Origin of the sequence: Corynebacterium minutissimum, assembly GCF_000805675.1 — a bacterium.
Classification (GTDB): domain Bacteria; phylum Actinomycetota; class Actinomycetes; order Mycobacteriales; family Mycobacteriaceae; genus Corynebacterium; species Corynebacterium minutissimum.
The window spans coordinates 1-19,272 of sequence record NZ_JSEF01000010.1 but is presented as its reverse complement, the minus strand read 5'-3'; the positions used below and the strand labels follow the sequence as shown (position 1 = coordinate 19,272).

Below are 19,272 nucleotides of genomic sequence, written 5' to 3'. Positions count from 1 at the left end.
CCAGGCCCCTAGATATACAAATGCAATAATTAACTCACTTTATGTAAGAATTTTCAGGAACCTCCGGTAGGGCAATTCTGGCTAACGCCGAACGTGTACCCCTACCCCCATTTCATCAAAGATTGCAGATATTCGGGTTCAATCAAGATCAAGCTACGCAGTTCTATTTGGTTTTGTTGGGAACCTCACCCCCCAAATGAGAGGATCTCACGCCATGGGTTTGACGGACACCTTGAGCTAACCTAATATTTTCTTAGATGCTTGCTGTCAACTGAGCACACACCAATTGAGCAACATACGGAGGAGTGGCATGGAAGCCGCCAGCGATCGTAGCCAGAAGCGATGGAGCCGCCCGAATACCGGTTCCGAGGCTTCTACCTATGGCTTCACGCGTTATCGCGAGCGTGACTTCAAGGCTGCATTGGGCCATGCGCCACGCTGGGCCGCCTGCAGCAAGCGAGCACGTACTTCTCGTTAGTACTCGAAGCCCTCGAGAATGTTCTTCAGCTTCTGCTGGAACGGGGCAACATCGTGCTCGTATCGCCGCTGAATCGACAGCACAATGGCATTCAGCATGAGCATTGGAACCGACAAGGTGGTAAAGGTTCCTTCATCGCCGCGCGGAGCAGCCAAAGTTACGACAGGTACTGGATGAACAACGCGAAGGTCATCAGTAATGAGGAGCACCTTGCAATTGACCGCCTCAGCATAGTTCAGCAACTGACGTAGCGGCCGCGTGGAACGGCGGAAGGCAAAGACCACAAGAAGGTCTGGCTCGCCCATGCGAAGCAACTGTTCAGCGATGTCTTGGTCCGTCTCACCCGAAAGGTCATGGACGGAACGTCCCAGGCGGCGAAAGCGGCGCTCTGTCTGATCACACAGAGGAATGGAGTTGCCGCGGCCATAGATGTAGATATCGCGGGCACTCATCACCAAGTCCGCTGCTCTATTAATAGAATGCTGGTCTACGCTTCCCGTCGCCGCGGACAGCGAATCCATTTCCCTGGACACCAGCTGTCCCAGAATCGTTTGTCCAGCCTCGTTGCGGAATGCCTGCCGGCCGTTGGAGTGCTCAGCAGCTAGGTACTGGTCATGCATGCGGCGCAATTCTTGGCGCAGCTCCAGATACCCCTTGTACCCAAGCTTCTTAGCAGTGCGGGTCACAGCAGAGCCGTGGACACCTGCCTTGGCGGCGACGTCTTCGCCGCGCCACAGGGCTGCTTCTTGTGGTCGGCTGAGAATCACATCAACAACCGCCTCGTCTGCCCGACTTAGTGATGCCCGGTGGCGCTCCACCCTTTGTTGAAAATTCACACCACGAGTTTAACAAAAATTTTTTTAAGGGTGGCTTCAGCTTTCAAAGCATTGCGACACAGGTGGGGTTCAATAAGTGTTATTTATACCTACGGCGAAGGCCTTGCAACACAATTTTCTTATCCTGCACGGTGTCACGCCCGAAGCTCCACGCAAGGACACCACCAGCTGCCACGATGGCGCACATGCCGAAGGCCACCCCAAAGCCGAATTTATCCGCAAGGAATCCAATCACGATGGGACCCAAGATCTGCCCAAAGTCACCAGCCATCTGGAAGGTAGAAAGCACCTGCCCACCTGAACGCTTCAGGCCCACCACATCGGCGATGGCCGCCTGTTGCGAGGGCACAATCAGCCCTGACGACGCGCCAGCCAACGCGGAGAGCGCGAGGAGGGCCCACACGGACGTCGCCAAGCCCAGCGTTCCTACAAACAGTGCCGAGCCCACAAGGCCCGCAAGAATGAGTGGCCGGCGTCCAATACGGTCAGACCAGGAACCAGAAAACTGCAGCACAATCGCATTGCCCGCCGCGAAGACCGCGAGTGCGATGCCCGAGGCTTGGCCACCATTGTGGAAGATGGACGCGGCAAACAGTGGGAGGACTGCAACGCGCACGCCCATGTTGATCCATCCTTGGGCGAAGTTCGAGGTCAACACCGCACGATAAGCGGTATCACCCCAGGCCTCCTGCAGCTTCATCGGCGGAAGACGATGTTGGCGTTCAGCATCCGTGTCGACCGCCGGCATCAGAACCCAGACAACGAGTGCTGCGAGCGCCACGCCTAGCCCGTAGATGAAGAATGGCCACCGAAAGCCAAGGAAGGACAAGCTGGCGCCGACGAGCGGACCAATGACGTTACCCAGCAGGAAGGATGTGGCATACGTGGCTGAGCACCGACCACGAATAGCGGGTGGCGAGAGCTTCACGATGAGTGCCATGGCTGCCACAGTGAACATCGTGGAGCCAATACCCGCGATGGCGCGCAGCACCACGATGTGCCAATACTCCTGGGCAATGCCCACAAGCCCTGTCGTAATAGCGACGGTTAACAACCCCGTCAGGTAGACGCCGCGCGTGCCGGCACGGTCGATGAGGCGGCCAGCGACGGGCGCGAAAATAAGGCGGCTAGCAGAGAAAATAGAGACGACAAGGCCCGCGGCCGCCATCGACACATCGAAGCTGACAATGAACTGCGGAAGTAGGGGCGCGATCAGCCCATAGCCCAATGCGATGATGAAGCCCGCGGTGACCATCACCCAGATCTCCCGCGGAATCTTCAGTTCTTGTGTAACGCCCTTACTCATAGCGACACCAACTGTAGCCCATCCATCCAAATCATCGAACACCGTTTCGATAGTGTGGGTTTCAATGTCCACACTGGTTTCTACTGTGAGGGCCATGAAGAATTACAACAGCTTTCGCACCACGGTTCCGTATTCCACCCAGTCCAGCATCGCTGCTGGAGAACTCACCGCAGACATCCTCTTCCACCACGCAGACACCCTGAACTCCGCAGAGAGCATTATTCGTCATCCGCGGTCATTGGCACGCCCCACACCGCAATGGCGACCACCATCAAAGTCACTCCCCTCAGTACCGCTTCGGGGTGAGGAAGGAGAAGCTACTCCACCGCTGACACTGACGGTGTCTCGTCACCGCGTGGGCGAACGGGCGAAAGCTCGTGTGCTGGGCTTCGGAGAGAAGCGTATCCCGTCCTACCTCATTACCGTTCGCATTACCTCCCCTACCGGACGGCCGGTATCCCCTGCGATTGCGGAAGCGTGGGTTCGCACGCTGGTGCCTGCAAACTTGGTCTCGGCAGTACATGAGATTTCGAGCAGTAGTGCCGCAACCTTCGTCTGGCTCGTCGATAGCTCCTACACCCCGGTACGCTCTCCGCTCTCACTATTCGAGGGCTTCAGCCAGGCTGCTTAAGCCCTAGCATTCTACAGGTAGCGTTGCAGTCGGCCAACGAAGTTGCGGGGAGGTTCCTCGTCCAAGGAAAGAGTAAAGCGACCTTCGGTCAGTACTCGAGCAACGGCCGACTGGGTTTCTGGTCGATCGAAGGAGTTCCGCACGGGTTTCGGCACGAAGCGGATAAACACGCACACCAAGACAACAGTGAAGGCCTTATCCAGCGGATCTGAAGTCAGTACTTGGAGCAGTGTCGCCGTGGTTTCGTCATGGGTAATCAACAAGAAAAAGTTGGCAAGCTCGCGGGCGCCGCGCGGCAGATTCTGCTCCAGCGCGAACAAGGTCGAAGACAAAGACACGAGTGCCGCAATGATGCCGATTCCATAGCCGGTAAACAGTGTGGAAATCATGCGCTTAAACGCACCGCGGCGAGCCAGCCAGCCCACCATTACCGCCAGAATCAGCACGTTGGGCAGATAAGCAAGCTCTAGAGGGCTGACGACGGATCTTAAGGTCAAGGACAAAACCGCTGTACCCATGCCGAGAACTGGGCCATAAATTATCGCGATGAACACTGTTCCTGCGGTGTCCATGTAGAGCGGGATATTGAGGTTAAAGAACACCGTCGAGCCCACCATGTCCACCACGGCGGCAAGGAGGGCGTTAATGAGTGCAGGGCTGCGCCATAGCCCGCGCTGGGAGCCGAAGAAAAGCAGGACGGAAAGAAGACTCAAGCCCCACACCGTTGCGGGAAGGAGGGAGTCAAAGGTCCTTTCGGCAAACTTAAACCTCGGGGTTAAGGTCAGGCCCCATGCCACCAGAGCGCAGAGCAGGCCGAGAGCAACGCTGATGCGCTGGCCACGAAAAGCCATGTTAACCGGCATAAACCCAGGCTGCTCCTCATCGAGTTCGGCAAATGTACCCGATTATCCTAGCGTGCCCATGCTAAGGAGGCGACTAATCTTGGCTGGCGCTGCCCTCGTGGTCAATGTTGTCAGCGTCATCATTGTCGTCATCGTCGATATCGCTGTCATCGTAGAGAACGTCATCATCGTCCTCATCGTCGTCGGCGCCGAAGATGTCGTAGACGTCCGGCTCATCAAAGTCGGGGTCCTCCACGCTGACCAGCTGGGCTTCCCAATCCAGGGCTTGGTCAGAGACCAAGCTCAGGACGTCGAAGAGGCGGTCAAAGTCAGTGTAGGTGCCCAGCTCGAGTGCCTCGGCGGGAACTTCGATGATGGGGGCGAGGGTGGCGTCGTCGAACTCGCCGGCGTCGAAAAGCGCCACGCGCTCTTCCTCCCCCAGGTCCTCCACGGCGTCGTTTTCCCACAGCTCATTGATGGCTTCATCTTCCAGCTCGTCAAGCTCGTCCTCATCGAAGTCGAAGGAGAGGAAGCGCACCACAGCGCTGGGGACGCCGTCGATGGTCTCCACGAGCACACGCAGCTCGGAATCGTTGGCGACCTCCGCCACGACAAGGTTCGGGTTGAACTCATCCTGGAGAAACTCCAGTTCAGCAATGCGCTCATCGGTGCCCTCAAGAAGGTCACGCAGCACGGTGACTACTTGGTCGGTAGCAATATGGCGCGACACCGCTTCCACGGCATCCTCCACGGAGAACGCAACGGAGACCAAGACAGCCTCAAAATCCTCATCATCCTCATCCACGTCCGCGGCGGCGATGTAGACGTTTGCGGCGGGGAGAATCGGGTCAATTTCTACAAACTGGATCTCCAAGTCAGAGGTGATGGGCACGAACATCACATCGTCATTGACGCGGGACTCAATGCCTTCCCCGTCCAGCGCAGAAGCAATATCTTCAAAAAAGCTCATGTGATCAACATCCGTCCATGTGGCAGTGTCACCCCGGCTGCTACCAAGGCCCCACACATCCTACCCGCGATTGTGGTCATCGGGCATGAAACCCAGAAGCTTCAGGATCTCCGGGCGTCCGGTTCCCCACTCCAACATGTCATAGGATTCCCAGGCCTGGCGGCGCGCCTCCATTGGTGACTCTTCGATATGAGGCTGCACGTCGAAAATCATCGTCTCTCGCTGCGGAGCCCGGTAGCGCGGCCAATCTTCACGCGGAGCGCCACCATTGATGAACGCGCCCCATTGGGCCTGCATATTCTCAGTGACCTCCTCCATTTCGGAGGACTTGCCCATGGTGGTCAAGAAGGACACGCGTGACGCACCGGGATCGCCGAAGATATTAGACAGCTCCATCGCGTGCATCGCCCCCAGCCCCAGCCAGCGCAACGCTGCCGGCGCAAAGTCGAAACGATACATCCACGTGGGGTATCGGCGAGCATGTTCGGAGGCGACGCGGACGGTGGGGGCCCAAAAGAGGGCGTCGGTAAGCAAGTCCCCAAAATCACTGCGCGAGACCGCCCCGCCGTACGCCGCAACGACGTCCGGTGCACTCTCCGGATCGAAAGACGCCAACAGCCGCAAGGCCGCACGTTCGCGGGAGCGTTGACGTTGATAGAGGAATTTTCCAAAGCTCGCCTCACCGGAATTAGTACCGATGAGCAACGGCACCGGGTGCTGGGCGCCCTCTTCGAAAGTCTCAATCGGATGCTGCGGAATGAGTTCACCATCCACGGTGGGCGCGTAGCAGGAGTTCAGGTAAAGCAACTCGCCTGCGCGCCACATCATGGATTGCCCCGAGCGCACTAGGTCCGCGAAATCCTCGCGGCGCAAATCATCCGCCGTGGTGTCTCGCGGCAGGGCCATCTTGTCCACGAGTTCGCGCGCCCAGAACATCGACTGTGCACGGGAATGAATCATGCCAATTGGCGGCGACTGGGCGATGACGCGGTGAAAGAGGCCTTCTGCGCGGGGAACGGCCATGAGCGTGAGCACCGCTGCGCCACCCGCGGATTCGCCCATAAGAGTTACGTTGTTCGGGTCTCCGCCGAAGGCAGCGATGTTGTCGCGAACCCACTCCAAGGCAAGGACTTGGTCCGCCACCGCGGGATTAGCGCAGGCCTCACCTCCCAAACTGCGCACGTCGAGGTACCCCAGCGCGCCCAAGCGGAAGTTGACGGACACATAGACCACGCCCATCTGTGCGGCGAACTCAAAGCCGCGCAGCATAAGCATGTGCGACGACCCCACGATAAAACTGCCGCCATGCAAGTAGACGACAACGGGGAGCTTTTCCGTATTGGGAGCGGCGTCATGTTCGGTGTGTGGTCGGACGATATCGAGAGTCAAGCAATCTTCCGTGCCTTCGATGCGGTCCGTCCACGAGTAGACGGGCTGCGGGGCCACATCGCCGAACTCACGGCAGTCCCGAATCCCCTGCCATGGCGGCGCTGGGCGCGGTTCACGGAAGCGATACTCTCCCGCGGTCGTTGCCCCAAAGGGAATGCCACGCCACGACCGCACTGGTGTCGACAGCGGCCGGTCTGGGCGCAAGTCCTCCTCGAGGCTGCCGCGTACCCAGCCGGAAGTTGTCAGAACCGTAATCTCATCCGCCCACGCTGTCCTCGCTGCCTCCTGAGCGGCACGGGCGCGGGCGTGTAACGACTCAGCAAGCAGGCGGGCCGCAGCCGCGCTTACCTCGCGCGGGGGGAAAGGCTCGTACTCGCTCATGGCCCCTAGACTAATCCCCCAGCCTGACTCTGCGCTGGGAACAGCTTTTTCGATACGGTAGTGAACATACCGTTAACAATGTAGACGAAATCAGGTGAAGAACATGCTTGGAATTGGACAGAAGGAAAAGGACGCTCCGACCGAGGTGGAAAAGCTCGACGTGGACGAGAGCAACCGTATTAGTCAAGGTTTTCTGGCGGCCATCAACAAGGTGGTGTCGGTGCAATCCTCCATCATCATCGGCTACGTCGATCGTTTGAAGAAGAAGAACAAGAATGCCTCTCCCGAGGAGCTGCAGGAGCTCATTGACAAGCACTTCCTCAACATTGTCTCGGGCACCGGTGCGGCCGCAGGCGCCTCGGCTGCCTTCCCCGGCATCGGCCTGGTCTCCGGTGCGGCTGCAGTAGGTGCAGAATCCCTCGTCTTCCTTGAGGCTGCCGCATGGTACATCCTGGCCTCGGCGCACCTGCGTGGCGATGACATCCGCGATGAAGAGCGCCGCCGCGCGCTCGTCCTCGTAGTCCTCACCGGATCCCAGGGCAGTGCTCTGGTGGACACCATGCTTGGCGACGTCACCACGCTCTCCGGCATGAAGTCCGCTGCTACCCTCTCCCGTTTCTCGGGGCCAACTCTGAGTGGTATCAACGGCCGACTGACCAAGCTCTTTTTGAAGCAAGCCCGTAAGAAAGTGAAGTGGGCATGGCTGTCCAAACTCTTGCCGATGGGGGTAGGTGCAGTACTGGGAACGACTGCCAACCGTAAAATTGCCCGCCAAGTTATTAACCATGCGGGCACCCAGCTCTCCCCCCTGCAGGGGGAATAAACACGGGAAACGCGCCCCAGGGTAGTGAGCAAACTTACGCGGGCCGTATCATATGGGGAGACACCTTTCCGGGTGCCTTTCGTACCCATGGAATGGCCTACTACAGTCGATTAAAGACAAACTTTAAAGCACAGAAAGAGGCGAACACCTGCCGTGAGCAAATCGAGCATCTACGGCCCGAACGCGTGGCTGATTGACGAACAGTTCCAGCAGTACTCAAAGGACCCCAACTCCGTAGATAAGGAGTGGCGTGACTACTTTGAGGCTAACGGGGCTCCCAAGCAGGCCGCACAGCCCAAGGCCTCCGCCAAGGCCTCTGGCTCCACGGCTTCTGCCCCGGCACAGAAGCCGGCAGAAAAGAAGGAAAGCTCCGCTCCTAAGCCTGCAGAGAAGTCCCCTGCTGCTCCTGGCGCTAAGTCACCGAGCGACTCGAAGTCTTCGGCAACGAAGGCGAAGGCAGATCCGAAGAAGTCGGAGTCCCCGCTCGACCGCATCAAGGACGCCCCGGAGCCCGGCTCCCGTGTGCTCAAGGGCATGTTCAAGGCAATTGCCAAGAACATGGACGAATCCCTGGAGATTCCGACTGCTACGACCGTGCGCGACATCCCGGTCAAGCTCATGTGGGAAAACCGCGCGATGATCAACGATCATCTCAAGCGCACCCGCGGCGGCAAGATCTCCTTTACCCACATCCTGGGCTACGCCCTAGTCAAGGCCGTTCAGATCCACCCGGACATGAACGTGCGTTACGAGATTCAGGACGGCAAACCCACCGTGGTTCAGCCGGAGCACGTCAACCTGGGCTTGGCCATTGACCTTCCGCAGAAGGATGGCTCCCGCGCCCTCGTGGTTGCCGCCATTAAAGAAGCGGAGAACAAGACCTTTGCCGAGTTCATCGATGCCTACCAGGACATCGTTGACCGTTCCCGCAAGAACAAGCTGACGATGGATGACTTCTCCGGCGTCACCATTAACCTCACCAACCCGGGTGGCATCGGTACCCGCCACTCCATCGCTCGCCTGACCAAGGGTTCCGGCTCCATTATCGGTGTCGGTTCCATGGACTACCCAGCCGAGTTCGCCGGCACCTCCGCCGACCGCTTGGCTGACTTGGGCGTGGGCCGCCTGGTTACCTTGACTTCCACCTACGACCACCGCGTTATTCAGGGCGCGGAGTCCGGTGAGTTCCTGCGCACCATTGGCCAGCTCATTCTGGATGACGCCTTCTGGGACGAGCTCTTCGAGTCCCTGGGTGTTCCCTACCAGCCCTTCCGCTGGGCTGCTGACGTGCCTAACACAGGCGTCGATAAGAACACGCGCGTTATGCAGTACATCGAGGCCTACCGCTCCCGCGGCCACCTGCTGGCTGACATCAACCCGCTGGGATGGAAGCAGCCGGGCCTGCCGTGGCCGGACCACCGCGACCTCGACCTGGCTACTCACGGCCTGACCATTTGGGACCTGGACCGCACCTTCAACGTGGGCGGATTCGGCGGCAAGGAGACCATGACGCTGCGTGAGGTGGTTACCCGCCTACGCTCCGCCTACACCCTCAAGGTGGGCTCCGAGTACACCCACATCCTCGACCGCGATGAGCGCAGCTGGCTGCAGGAGCAGATTGAGGCCGGCATGCCGAAACCGTCCAACTCTGAGCAGAAGTACATCCTGCAGAAGGTCAACGCTGCCGAGGCATTCGAGAACTTCCTGCAGACCAAGTACGTGGGCCAGAAGCGCTTCTCCCTGGAAGGCGCTGAGTCCCTCATCGCTCTGCTTGACTCCATCGTGGACACTGCCGCTGGCCAGGACCTCGACGAGGTTGTCATCGGTATGCCGCACCGCGGCCGCCTCAACGTGCTCTTCAACATCGTGGGCAAGCCGCTGGCCGATATCTTTGGCGAGTTCGATGGCAACTACAAGGGCGGCCAGCTTGGCGGCTCTGGCGACGTGAAGTACCACCTCGGTGCTGAGGGCGAGCACCTGCAGATGTTCGGCGATGGGGAAATCAAGGTCACACTGGCCGCTAACCCGTCTCACCTCGAGGCCGTCGACCCGGTCATGGAAGGTATTGCCCGCGCTAAGCAGGACATCCTGGACAAGGGCCCGGAGGGCCACACTGTTGTCCCGATCATGCTCCACGGCGATGCTTCCTTCACCGGCCTCGGCGTGGTGCAGGAGACCATCAACTTGTCCCAGCTGCGTGGCTACACCACCGGCGGTACGGTCCACGTTGTGGTCAACAACCAGGTGGGCTTCACCACTACCCCGGATTCCGGCCGTTCCACACACTACGCCACCGACCTGGCCAAGGGCTTCGACTGCCCGGTCTTCCACGTCAATGGCGACAACCCGGAGGCTGTTGTTTGGGTAGGTAAGCTCGCTACCGAGTACCGCCGCCGCTTTGGCAAGGACGTCTTCATTGATCTCGTCTGCTACCGCCTGCGCGGCCACAACGAGGCTGATGATCCGTCCATGACACAGCCGCGGCTCTACGACATCATTGACAACCACAAGTCTGTCCGTGAGCGCTACACCGAGGAGCTCATCGGCCGCGGTGACCTCTCTGATGAAGAGGCAGAGGCAGCTGCACGTGACTTCCATGACCAGATGGAGTCCGTCTTCGCTGAGCACAAGGAAGCGGAGAAGGCCGGCCCGAAGGAGCAGACCGGTATTACCTCCTCCCAGGATCTCACCCGCGGTCTGGATACCTCCATCACCGCCGAGGAGATGGCGGAGATTGGCGATGCCTACGGCACCCCACCAGAGGGCTTCGAGTACCACAAGCGTGTGGGCAAGGTTGCCAAGGAGCGCCAGAAGTCCGCTCGCGAAGGCGGCATCGACTGGGGATGGGGCGAGCTCATCGCCTTCGGTTCCCTGGCCAACTCCGGCAAGGTCGTTCGCCTGGCCGGTGAGGATTCCCGCCGCGGTACCTTCACCCAGCGCCACGCTGTGGCCTTCGACCCAGCCACCGGCGAAGAGTACAACCCGGTTGCCCACCTGGCTACGTCCAAGGGCAACGGCGGTAAGTTCATGGTCTACAACTCCGCACTGACCGAGTTCGCCGGCATGGGCTTTGAGTACGGCTACACCGTGGGTAACCCGGATGCCGTCGTGGCCTGGGAAGCACAGTTCGGTGACTTCGCCAACGGTGCCCAGACCATCATCGATGAGTACGTCTCTTCCGGTGAGGCCAAATGGGGCCAGCTCTCCAGCCTGATCCTGCTGCTGCCGCACGGCTACGAAGGCCAGGGCCCGGACCACTCCTCCGCCCGCATTGAGCGCTTCCTGCAGCTGTGCGCTGAGGGATCGATGACCGTGGCTCAGCCATCCACCCCGGCTAACCACTTCCACCTGCTGCGCCGCCAGGCCCTCGGTGAGATGAAGCGCCCGCTGGTCGTCTTCACCCCGAAGTCCATGCTGCGTAACAAGGCTGCGACCTCCTCCGTGTCCGACTTCACCGGGGTCACCAAGTTCCAGTCCGTTATCAACGACCCGAACTTCTTCGACATTGACGGTAAGAAGGTGGGCGACGCCGACAAGGTCAAGACCATCATGCTGGTCTCCGGCAAGCTCTACTGGGAGCTGGCCAAGAAGAAGGAAGCCGATGGCCGCGATGACATCGCCATCGTGCGCGTGGAGATGCTCCACCCGATTCCGTTCAACCGCCTGCGTGAGGCCTTCGAGTCTTACCCGAACGCCCAGCAGGTTCGCTTCGTTCAGGACGAGCCGGCCAACCAGGGCCCGTGGCCGTTCTACAACGAGCACCTGCGTGAGCTCATCCCGGATATGCCGGAGCTGGTCCGCGTCTCCCGCCGTTCGCAGTCCTCTACTGCAACCGGTAACGCGAAGGTTCACCAGATTGAGCAGAAGAACCTGCTGGAAGAGGCATTCGACATCTAACAGCGTCTAGGCTCTTCCAAGGCCCCGGTCTTGCCACCTCTCCCCGAGCGGTGGCGGCTGGGGCCTTTGCTATGCCTTCTGCCCCGGCTGGAACCTAGGGATCCTTCTTCGGATCATTCTCTCCCTCCCCGCCTGCGAAAAATGAGCACGATAGCCCTTCAACCGACCTCGTTTCGCCGCCTATCGTGCTCATTTTTTACGCTCTCAACATTGCGCGGAAGCGATATCAAGGTCTGAAAGTTCCCGTGCCGGCCCTACCCACCGGACCGGGGATGATCTGGTTGCCTCCCAGCCGCGCGACCACGTCTCTACTCAACGCGTATAGAACTACTCGCATCACCTGAATACCCAGAAGGCCAAAAAGAGAAAACAAAAAACGCCCGAGCGTTGTGCTCGGGCGTTTCCTTCACGGCCTCAGTAGCCGTGGCCTAGGGCCAACTTGGCCCCAGGGTCCTAGGTAGTTCTAGGACTCCTTGCGGCCGCGACCAGGGCGCAGCAGCAGTGCGGCACCGGCAATGAGTGCCAGACCTGCGGCTAGCAGACCCAGGACATTCGCACCAGTGTTAGCCAGGAAGCCAGAGTTGGTGCTCTTCCTGGAATCCGTTGTGCTCGGGGACTTGCCAGTGTAGCGGCTGGTGTTGTCGCTCTGGCTCGACTGAACATCCTTGGATTCAACAGAGTTCGACCGCTCGTTCTCCATCGACGCCTGCGGATCCTGTGGCTGCGGCTGTTCAGCCTCACCCGGTGCCTGCGGCTTAGGCTGTTCTGCCTCGCCCGGAGCCTTTGGCTGAAGGTCCTTGATGACGTCCTCCGGCTTCTGCGGCTTCAGCGGCAGACCAGGCAGCTTCGGAGCCGGAGTTCCCGGCTGGTTGATGAAGTGACCGATGACTGCAGGTACCAGGACCAGCGGAATGAGGATCGGCCACAGACTGCCGACCTCCGGAATACGAGGCTCGTTCGGGTCGGCCGGAGTGTCCGGCTCAGACGGCTCGTTCGGATCAGTCGGGTCGGAAGGCTCAACCGGAGTATCCGGATCAGTCGGGTCGGTCGGGTCGGTCGGCTCCACCGGAGTGGTCGGATCCTCGGACGGGGTATCCTCCACAGTCGGCTCAGCCGGCGTGGTGTCGTCGGTCGGGCGCGGCTCGAAAGGATCCTCGGTCACGGTAACCGTCACAGTCGGATTCTCATCAGACGGCTTTGGATTGTCTGTGGTCGGCTCGGTCGACGTGGTCTCGTCGGTCGGGGTCGGCTTTGACGGATCCTCGGTTACCGTTACGGTGACCGTCGGCTTCGGCTCCGGATCCTTCGGGTCGTCAGACGGCGTCGGTTCGCTCGGCGTGGACGGCTCCTTGGTTTCCGTAACCGTGACAGTCGTCGTCGAGGCATCACCCGTTGGCTGCTCTTCGGTCGGCTCCGGGTCCTTCGGGTCCTCGCTCGGTGCCGGGTTAGAAGGATCAACCGTCTCAGTAACCGTTACGGTCGTCGGCTCCTCCGGCTTGACTGTCGGTTCTTCCGGCTTGACTGTCGGTTCTTCCGGCTTGACTGTCGGTTCTTCCGGCTTGGCTGTCGGTTCTTCCGGCTTGGCTGTCGGTTCTTCCGGCTTGGCTGTCGGTTCTTCCGGCTTGGCTGTCGGTTCTTCCGGCTTGGCTGTCGGTTCTTCCGGCTTGGCTGTCGGTTCTTCCGGCTTGGCTGTCGGTTCTTCCGGCTTGGCTGTCGGTTCTTCCGGCTTGGCTGTCGGTTCTTCCGGCTTGGCTGTCGGTTCTTCCGGCTTGGCTGTCGGTTCTTCCGGCTTGGCTGTCGGTTCTTCCGGCTTGGCTGTCGGTTCTTCCGGCTTGGCTGTCGGCTCTTCCGGCTTGGCTGTCGGCTCTTCCGGCTTGGCTGTCGGTTCTTCCGGCTTGGCTGTCGGTTCCTCCGGCTTGGCTGTCGGTTCCTCCGGTTCCTCAGTCGGCTCGTCGGTTGGTTCATTCGGCTCAACCGGCTCGCAACCACAGTTGTCGCTGATAACGCCGATGACGGTCTTCACGTTAAAGACTTCGCCGTCCTTCGTCGTGACTTTGACCGGAATCTCCTTGATGGTGCCGCTCGGGGTGTCAGCCGGCGGGGTAACCGTCAGCTCACCAGTGGTTTCATCAATGGTTACGGTCCAACCATCCGGCACCTCACCCAACTCGTACGTGTTGCCCTCGGCGTGGCCGTAGTTGATGCCAACCGTCTTGGTGTCACCAGCCTCGATGACGTCCGGGTTGTAGGTCGGTGCCTGAATGATCTCCGGGTCATTCGGCTCAGGAGCGATCGGCTCATCTTCCTTGACGATGAACACCGCGTTGGTCACATATGGCTTGCCGTTCTCCGGGGTAACCGTCACAGGTACCTCGATGTAGTCGCCGGACTCGGCCGTCGACGGTGCAGTTGCCGTTACCCTGCCGTTCTCGTCCACAGAGAAGCTCCAACCATCAACGTCCGACGGCACCTCGTAGGTGTTGCCGTCCGTGTGGTTCTTCACGTCCTGAGACTCGGTCTGACCAGGCTTGACCAGCTCCACACCGAAGAAGGAACGCTCAACCTCCGCTGCCGGAACCTGTTCCTTCTCGGTCACAGTCGTGGTGGTGTTGGTGGTTTCGGTGACCTTTTCAGTCTCCGTCACAACCTTGCTACCGATACGCAGCTTGCGCGGCGTCGGTTCCTTGGTGACCTTCTCTGTGGTCTCCGGGTCACCGACAGCTACACCGTTCTCCAGCTTCCAAACCTTGGTGACTTCCTTCTCACCGAAGGAACCTGCCTGATCCTCAATGACCCTGCCGGCCTCCAGGTTCGGGTCCACCTCAATGAGGGTCTCGAACGGCAGCTGCTCGGTGTGCTTATCGGTCAGCTCGGTCTGGGACGGCGCGGTGCCGACCTCGATGATCTGCTTCGTCGGCTTGCTGATCTCCTCGGTGTCGTCCGTGGTTGAAATCTCGCCATTATCGGAGGTCACGGTCACAGTGTGCTTGACCTCGCCTGGCTTGCCCTGCTGGACAACCTTGGTCTCACCGGCCTTAAGCTCGGGGTTCTCGCGAACCTCAACCTCGAACGGGGTGTTCTCGGTCCACTCAATGGTCTTCGACGTGGTCTTGCCCTTGGTGCCGACCTTGATGATCTTCTTGACAGGCTCTGCAATGCGCTCAGTTTCGGTCTTGGTACCGACAACCTTCGAGTCCACGATGTTCTGGGTCGTGGTGACCTTATCCTTACCCGGCTTGCCCTCCTGGACAGTCTCCTGGGTACCAGCATCCATCGTGTCGTCGAACTGAATCTCGGTCTCGAACGGAACAGCAGCCTCGGACTCGGTGACGTTCGTGCCCTCAGTCTTGGTACCGACGCGGATGATCTGCTTCTTCGGTTCCTTGGTGCGCTCAGTAGTCACGGTTGGCTCGCCGGAAGGCTTGCCATCCACAATCTTCTGAGTGGAGGTCACGACTTCGATACCGGTTTCACCCTGCTGGTCAACCTTCTGCTCGCCTTCCTTCAAGGTGTTGTCGAAGACGATCTCGGTCTCGAATGGAACCGGCTTCTCGGTCTTGGTCACCACGGAGGTGTCCTCAACCTTCGGACCATACTCAATGATTTCCTTGACCGGATCCTTAGTCTGCTTCTCCTCCGGGGTCACCGTGGCCTGGTCGCCCTTGGCAGAGAAGTCTGCAGTGTAGGTCTTCTCACCCGGAACACCCTTCTGGACAACCTTGATCTCACCCGGCTTCAACTCAGGGTTCGGACGAGTCTCCACTTCAAACGGAACCTGAGCGGTCCACGTGACCTTTTCAGATGCCTCGGATGGCTTGGTGCCGACCTTGATGACCTGGTCCACCGGCTGTTCGGTGACCTTCTCCTCTACAGTGGCTTCGCCATCCGGCTGGGAGTTGGTGACCTTCTGGGTCACTGTGATGGTCTTCTTGCCCGGCTTGCCCTCGGTGACAACCTCGGAGGTGCCAGCAGGCAGGTTCGGGTCGAACTCAATCTTCACACTGAATGGAACCTCAGACTCAACCGACTTCTTGACTTCACCGGTGGTCTTGGTACCCACGCGGATCTTGGCGTTCTTCGGCGGCTTCGTCTGCTCAGTGGTCACCTGTGGATCACCGGACGGCTTGCCATCGACGATCTTCTGGGTAGAGGTAACAACCTCGGTACCAAGCTCGCCCTGCTGATCGACGACCTGCTCACCCTCCTCGAGGTTGTCGTCGAAGACGATCTCCGTCTCGAACGGAACAGGCTTCTCAACCTTAGTCACCACAGAAGTGTCCTCAGCCGCCGGACCGTATTCGATGATCTCGTTGATCGGATCCTTGGTCTGCTTTTCATCAACTTTCACGGAGCCTTCGTTGCCCTTGGCGGTGAAGTCAGCGGTGTAGGTCTTCTCGCCCGGAACACCCTTCTGGACAACCTTGATCTCACCCGGCTTCAACTCCGGGTTCGGACGGGTCTCAACCCCGGACGGAACCTGAGCAGTCCAGCTGACCTTCGAGGAGGCCTCGGACGGCTTCGTGCCGACAGTGATGACCTCGTCAACCGGTTGCTTGGTAATCTCTTCAGTGATCTTCGGATCACCCGGCTTGGAGTTAACAATCTCGCGCTTGATCGTCACCGTCTTCTCACCCGGAACACCCTGCGTGGTCACCTTGGACTCACCAGCAGGCATGTTCGGGTCGTACTTAACAACGACCTTGTACGGAGCCTCGGCATTGTAAGTCTCCGTGTTTTCACCGGTGGTCTTGGTACCCACGCGGATCTTCTCCGTCGTCGGTTCCTTGGTCCGCTCAGTGGTCACGGTCGGGTCGCCGGAAGGCTTACCGTCGACAAGCTTCTGGGTCGAGGTCTCTACTTCGGTTCCGAGCTCGCCCTTCTGGTCGACGACCTTCTCGCCAGCCGGCAGAGAGTCGTCGAAGACAACCTCGGTCTCGAACGGAATCGGCTTCTCAGTCTTGGTCACCAGTTCGCTCGGAGCAAGGCCCGGGCCGTACTCGACGATCCGCTTGACAGGCTCCTTGGTGGTCTCTTCCTCGACTACCTCAGCCTTATCACCCTCAGCAGTGAACTTAGCGGTGTAGGTTTTCTCACCGTTCTCACCTTCCTGAACTACCCGGGTTTCACCAGGTTTCAGGTCCGGGTTCTCGCGAACCTCGGTCGGGTACGGGATCGGAACCTTCCATGTGACTTCCTCGGCGCTCTTGGCAGGCTTGGTGCCGACGACCACGACCTCGTTAGTCGGTGCCTTCGTCTGCTCCCACGTACCGTCCTTGTTCTGCTTCTCTGCGCCGGGCTCACCCTTGGTTTTAACCTTGTACTCGCCAGCAGGAATGGTGTCGTCGTACTTGTACTCGACCTTGAACGGAACCTCACGGGTCGGGACATCGACAACGTTCACGACAGCGTAAGCAGTATCCGTAGAGCCGTCCTCGTAGGTCACAGTGACCGGGATCTTGACCTGATCGCCCGGCTTCGCATCCGCAGGTGCGGTCGCGGTGACCTGACCGTTGTCGTCAATGCTGACGGTCCAACCGGCAGGAACATCACCCAACTTGTATGGGTTTTCCTTCGCGACGTTGACGTTGTCCGGCTTGTCCAGAGCGACCGGCAGCTTAGCGGTCTCGCCCGGGTAGACGGTCTCTACTGGGTAGGACGGCTCGGCTTCCCAGTTGTTGGTCAGCTTCACCACGGTGGTGACTGGCACCAGCGGGGTGGGGCCGTCCGGAGTCGTCACAGTGACGTTGATGGTGTTCTTGTCACCTGGCTTGGCATCTGCCGGCGGGGTGGAAGATACGACACCGGTGTTCGGGTCGACGGTGTACTTCCAGCCGTCGACTTCCTGTTTGGTGATCGGTGCGCCGTTCTCATCGGTGCCGAAGGAGAACTTCGACCCCTTAGGGGCGTCCTGGACGTTATGGTTCACAGCCTGATTCGGGCCAGTGGTCTCCACGCCGTACGTCGGAGCGATATCGCTCTTCAGAACGACGACGGTGCCCTTGACCTCTTGCGGCTTGTCGGTGTTGTCGTAGTGGGCAAGAACCGGAACGTTCAGGATGTAGCCCTCGGGTGCGGTCCGCGGAATGGTCGTGGTCATTTCACCAGTGTTCTCGTCAATCTTGACGGTCCACGTGCCGCTGTCATCCGTGTGGGTGTACTCGGTCTTACCGTCCTTGAAGGTGTAGCGCGTTGGTGCCTCGTCGGTCGTGTTGCCGCTCAGTCCGCGCTCCGGAAGCTCAGGCTTGAGAGTGACCTTGGCAGTCGGCTTATTGGTCACCGTGTCGTAGGTAGGGATCTTGATATCGACGATCGCCTGGAACTGAGTCTCGATCTCGTCCGTGGTCTGGTCCGGGTAGGTCGCCTTCACCTTCGGGGTGATGATGGTGCCCGGCGCCACGGTGTCGTCCGCCTTCGCGGTGACCTTGCCCGTCTCATCGACGGTGACGGTCCAGCCTTCAGGGACAGTGGACGGGTCGACCTCGAACTTAGCAGGGTGAACCGGCTTGTGGCCCTTCATGATGGACTTGGTGCCCACCTGGGCGGTGAGGTCATCACCGATGATGCCCTTAGTCAGACCCGGGCGCACCAGGTCAGTGACCTGCGTGTTGTTCGGGTCGACAACCACGAACAGCTCAAGCCTATCGGTCGAGCCGTTCGAGTACTCGACGGTGACCACCGGACGGGCGAATGTGCCCGGCTTCGGGTTCTCCGGAGCGGTGACGGTGACGTTGTAGTCCTCGTCCATCTCCACGGTCCAGCCCTCGTAGACGTACTTCTCGTCGAGGGTGGCTATAGCTTCAAAGCCGCCTTCGCCCTTCTTCTTCGCCAGTTCCTTGATCAGGTCTGGGACCTGGGTGAAGGTGACCTTTTGTGGCTCGGTAGCAATCGGACCGGTAGCACTATCGACGCCCGAAATAATCGAAGCGTCTACCTTGTCGTACTTCGGGTCGTGGTACTCGGTGTCGTCCAAGGAGAACGCCTTGGAATCGATGACGTTCGCCTTGTTATAGCGCGTCAGCGAGTTCGAACTGTCGAAGACCTGGCCATTGCCGTAGGTATTGTGTCTAGCGGCACTCTGGAGCTGGTCGATGGTACGCGGCTTCGCCAGAACGGAGAAGTTCACGTTCTTGTCGGTCGCCAGGTCCGTACCACGGTATTCAGGCCAGGTGAAGAAGATCTCGCCGGTCGCTTCGTCGATATCCAGCAGCTGCTCACCGCCGGAGACGGACGGATCCGTGGTGCCGATGAACTCGCCGTTGCCGTCGTACGCTTCCACGACCATGCGGGACATCGAGTCGTCCGCACCGGCGTACCGCAAAGCAGGAACGTTGATCGTACCGACCTTGGTTTTCGCACCAGGAACGATGACGTGCTTCTCCCAGTCCTCCCACGAGACCGTGATCGGGTTACATTCGTTGTTCTCGCTCGGCCACGGGTTCACAGCAGCGGAGAAAGACGCATTGGACCCCTGGGTGGCTTTCGGGCCATCAGGATTGTCCTTCTTGTAGTTGCCCTGCCAGGCGTAACGCACAGGGTTATCGGCAGTGGCCGACGCGAACTGCTTGACTTTCTCGTCGCTCAGCCCTGCTCCGAGATTCAAGTTTCGCAGTGAGCGACCAGAATTAAAAATGAAGATGCTTTCGTCGGCGGCGGGCTCAGGTGGTGAATGCATCTATACAGCTAGGAGGTTGTGTAGATGTCAGGTGATGAGAAGTTACG

Annotated in this window: 10 protein-coding genes; 4 read left to right on the top strand and 6 right to left on the bottom strand. The window is 59.5% G+C overall.

Annotation, left to right across the window (positions count from 1 at the left end; translation table 11 throughout):
* Positions 1-310: 310 nt before the first annotated feature.
* Positions 311-478, top strand: a complete 168-nt coding sequence (locus NX84_RS12795) for a hypothetical protein (protein WP_156126960.1) — start codon at positions 311-313, stop codon at positions 476-478.
* On the opposite strand, the gene NX84_RS06010 is transcribed toward NX84_RS12795, so the two are convergent.
* Together NX84_RS06010 and NX84_RS06005 are read right to left on the bottom strand one after the other, a co-directional pair.
* Positions 475-1,314 (bottom strand): MurR/RpiR family transcriptional regulator, encoded by an 840-nt coding sequence (locus tag NX84_RS06010; protein ID WP_039674894.1) that lies wholly within the window; start codon positions 1,312-1,314, stop codon positions 475-477. The two genes, NX84_RS12795 and NX84_RS06010, sit on opposite strands and share 4 nt — an antisense overlap.
* Positions 1,315-1,393: 79 nt before the next feature.
* The gene (locus NX84_RS06005) at positions 1,394-2,620 is read right to left on the bottom strand and encodes an MFS transporter (protein ID WP_039674932.1); all 1,227 of its coding nucleotides are present in this window, start codon (positions 2,618-2,620) and stop codon (positions 1,394-1,396) included.
* A 94-nt stretch (positions 2,621-2,714) separates the two neighbouring features.
* Here NX84_RS06005 and NX84_RS13075 point away from each other — a divergent pair, with 94 nt between their 5' ends.
* On the top strand, positions 2,715-3,251 hold the full coding sequence (locus tag NX84_RS13075) for a hypothetical protein (protein WP_174519901.1): 537 nt from the start codon (positions 2,715-2,717) through the stop codon (positions 3,249-3,251).
* A gap of 11 nt (positions 3,252-3,262) precedes the next feature.
* Here NX84_RS13075 and NX84_RS05995 read toward each other — a convergent pair whose 3' ends face one another.
* From NX84_RS05995 to NX84_RS05985, 3 genes are all read right to left on the bottom strand, one after another.
* On the bottom strand, positions 3,263-4,114 hold the full coding sequence (locus tag NX84_RS05995) for a hypothetical protein (RefSeq protein WP_039674892.1): 852 nt from the start codon (positions 4,112-4,114) through the stop codon (positions 3,263-3,265).
* A 73-nt stretch (positions 4,115-4,187) separates the two neighbouring features.
* Entirely contained in the window at positions 4,188-5,063 is an 876-nt protein-coding gene (locus NX84_RS05990; protein WP_039674890.1) for a hypothetical protein, read from the bottom strand.
* Positions 5,064-5,123: 60 nt separating this feature from the next.
* Entirely contained in the window at positions 5,124-6,833 is a 1,710-nt protein-coding gene (locus NX84_RS05985) for a carboxylesterase/lipase family protein (protein WP_039674888.1), read from the bottom strand.
* Positions 6,834-6,936: 103 nt separating this feature from the next.
* Here NX84_RS05985 and NX84_RS05980 point away from each other — a divergent pair, with 103 nt between their 5' ends.
* Both NX84_RS05980 and NX84_RS05975 read left to right on the top strand, forming a co-directional pair.
* Positions 6,937-7,656: a hypothetical protein gene (locus NX84_RS05980; protein WP_039674886.1), complete on the top strand. Its 720-nt coding sequence runs from the start codon at positions 6,937-6,939 to the stop codon at positions 7,654-7,656.
* Between the two features lie 153 nt (positions 7,657-7,809).
* Positions 7,810-11,553: a multifunctional oxoglutarate decarboxylase/oxoglutarate dehydrogenase thiamine pyrophosphate-binding subunit/dihydrolipoyllysine-residue succinyltransferase subunit gene (locus NX84_RS05975; RefSeq protein WP_039674881.1), complete on the top strand. Its 3,744-nt coding sequence runs from the start codon at positions 7,810-7,812 to the stop codon at positions 11,551-11,553.
* A gap of 463 nt (positions 11,554-12,016) precedes the next feature.
* Here the strand turns inward: NX84_RS05975 and NX84_RS12625 are convergent, their stop codons facing one another.
* Positions 12,017-19,225 carry a G5 domain-containing protein gene (locus NX84_RS12625; RefSeq protein WP_082013921.1) on the bottom strand — a complete coding sequence of 2,403 codons (7,209 nt, stop codon included), beginning with the start codon at positions 19,223-19,225 and terminating at the stop codon, positions 12,017-12,019.
* Between the last annotated feature and the right edge of the window lie 47 nt (positions 19,226-19,272).